This window comes from Rubellimicrobium roseum (genome assembly GCF_006152145.1).
GTDB classification, from domain to species: Bacteria; Pseudomonadota; Alphaproteobacteria; order Rhodobacterales; family Rhodobacteraceae; genus Rubellimicrobium; species Rubellimicrobium roseum.
Genome location: NZ_VDFV01000135.1, coordinates 1 through 1,865, shown reverse-complemented (window position 1 = coordinate 1,865; position 1,865 = coordinate 1). Strand labels below are relative to the sequence as shown.

Annotated in this window: 2 protein-coding genes; both read right to left on the bottom strand. The window is 63.0% G+C overall.

What is annotated here, in order from left to right:
- The coding region (locus FHG71_RS23160) for a replication initiation factor domain-containing protein (RefSeq protein ID WP_139084161.1) at positions 1–697 on the bottom strand (697 nt) is incomplete at its 3' end.
- Positions 698–700: 3 nt separating this feature from the next.
- Positions 701–1,090 carry a hypothetical protein gene (locus tag FHG71_RS23155; protein WP_139084160.1) on the bottom strand — a complete coding sequence of 130 codons (390 nt, stop codon included), beginning with the start codon at positions 1,088–1,090 and terminating at the stop codon, positions 701–703.
- Positions 1,091–1,865 lie beyond the last annotated feature (775 nt).

Below are 1,865 nucleotides of genomic sequence, written 5' to 3'. Positions count from 1 at the left end.
GGTCGAGCATGTGGTCGAAAGCCCGCTCGACGGTGCTTTTGCGCTTGGATTGGTCGGGCACGAAGGGGACGATGGTACCGTCCAGCTTTTCGAGGACTTCACGCGTCCAGGTCGAGAGTCCCCATAGCTGATCCTCGTCCATCGTGGCGGCGAGGCTCTTGCGCTCCTTGCGAGGCTTGGCGCGAAGCTCGAGGCGGACGTGGCCGGGATGGAAAGCGAGCCCTCTGGCCTCCTGCTCCTTGTCCTTCTCGTACACGTAGAGACGCACGTCCGAGGACCAGGCGCCAAAGTACATGGTGCGCCCGGTGGTGCGCTTCTCGTCGTTTGGATCGCCGACCATCGTGACCTTCACGCCGGCCTTACGTGCGATCGGATCGATCAGCGCGACGAGGTGGTCGAAGGCACCCTCGTCAACCGTGTCGATGGCGACATCAGCACGGGAAACCCTGTGAGCCGGGTACACACGGCGCACGAACTCGACAGCCTTGGGTGTCTCCTTGCCAGAGGCGACGAAGAAAGGATGCGGGTTCACACCACCATGGTAGAGGCGGAAGCCCTGCTCTCGGTGCTGCTTGCCGGCAGTAAAAGGCCGGACCGGCTTTGCCGTGTCGAGGTCCCCAGGGAACGCGTGCAAGAGCATGGCTTCCGCATGAGTGACCGAAGCTGGGAGGGTCGCAGCGTAGTAGTCGAAGGCCATGGATTATTGCCCCCGATCTTCATCGGGGAGGTTGTGGACCCCCCTATTAGTATAGGGGGGGTTGGCCCCGTCCGCAGACGCACGCTCCCCCCCTTCGGGGAAGCGTGCGTCCACGGCCGAGGCAGTTTCATCGGCCGATTCCGGCATGGCCTCAGCGAGTGTTTCCATCAGGCGACGCTCGGCCTGTTTCATGCCTTCGAGGAGCTGGGCGCGCTCCTCTCCCTCAGCTGCCAGGACAGCCTTGTAAGCAGCTTCGATGGCGATGAAGGAGGGAACAGCGACCTCGACCACATCGGCCAGGAAACGGCCCCTCGAAACGCCCTTAAGCTTCGCCAGGAAGGACACAGCGTCGTACGCTTCCTTGGTCAGAGGGACAGCTACGCGCGTGTTCATTGTGCTACCCGGTAATTACCACGTCATTGCGGGGTAACACATTGTACAAACGGACCCCATCTGTACAGTCTGCTCCCGGTGACGCTGTGTCAAGGAGCCAGCTCGGAAAAGTCACGCCATGGAAGTTCGGGCGCAACTTCCCGAAGAGGGAAGTTGACCCAAACTTCCCGGACAGGTCGCAAGGAAGAAAGAGGGGGGGCGGCCGCGTGCCCCAAGTCCGCATTCGCGTCCTTGGCCCACCCAAAAGCCCCGCGGCCGCCCCCGGGCTTCGCCCCCCAACTTCGTTGGGCCCCCCCGAAGAGAAGGAAGAGCGCTCGCCGCTGGGCATCCCTTCCCTGATGCTCAGGGAAGGGAAGCAAGGAGCTTGGAGGCTCCGGGAGCATCAAGGGTTGTCCTCACTGCGTTGCGGGAACCCTTGACCCTCCCTCCAGCCTCGTTGCCCGCCTCCCGACGCTCATGGAAGCCCGATAGGCCCCAGAAGAACGCCAGAGCCGTGTGGAAGCTCTCGAAGGTCTGCCAGCGGGACTTGTCGCCCCAGTTGAGGGTGACCCACTCAGAGGCCCGGAAATCGACCACATAGCCACGGCCACAGGCCGCATGGTCGAGCACAACCGTGCCGTACCGGCCTGAGTGGATCAGAGGGAGCTCAGTCGGCATCCAGGCGCGCAACGATGCGGTCGAACAGGATCTCCCGCGAGTGCTCCTGGCAGAAGGCCTTCATGGTGCCGGTGTACTGGTCGAGCATGTGGTCGAAAGCCCGCTCGACGGTGCTTTT

Excerpts from the sequence above, each read along its gene's own strand:
- FHG71_RS23155 (WP_139084160.1), bottom strand. The coding sequence starts at position 1,090 with ATGAACACGCGCGTAGCTGTCCCTCTGACCAAGGAAGCGTACGACGCT.